Genomic DNA, 309 nt, shown 5'->3' with positions numbered 1-309 from the left:
GTCTTTATCTCGCAGTGCTATAACTGAAGAGACGCAACCGACGAGTGACCCGAGAGGACGGTGAGACAATGACGGTACGGCCAGAGAATCGCGGGAATGAGATTCGGGTCAAGGGCAAGTCCATGGGGCGCGAGCGCTCGGGCGCAACCACGCCGTCGCAGTCTGTCTCGACCGTCGGCGAGGATCCTGACGAACGCGGCGCATCGCGCGCAACGCCGTCGAGCCCTCGCCTCACTTTGTACCTGATAGGCCGCGTGGCGCTCATGCTGGCGGGCATTGCCGTCATGGCCCTGGGCATCGATGTCAACG

The 309-nt window shown here is 63.1% G+C and carries 1 protein-coding gene; it reads left to right on the top strand.

From position 1 onward, the window contains the following. Positions 1–68: 68 nt before the first annotated feature. A partial coding sequence (locus PZH32_RS12510) for a hypothetical protein (RefSeq protein WP_275208569.1) occupies positions 69–309 on the top strand: 241 nt, incomplete at its 3' end.

It is taken from the genome of Adlercreutzia equolifaciens (genome assembly GCF_029076695.1).
In the GTDB taxonomy this organism is placed as follows: Bacteria; Actinomycetota; Coriobacteriia; order Coriobacteriales; family Eggerthellaceae; genus Adlercreutzia; species Adlercreutzia equolifaciens_A.
This window is presented reverse-complemented; position numbering and strand designations above follow the sequence as displayed.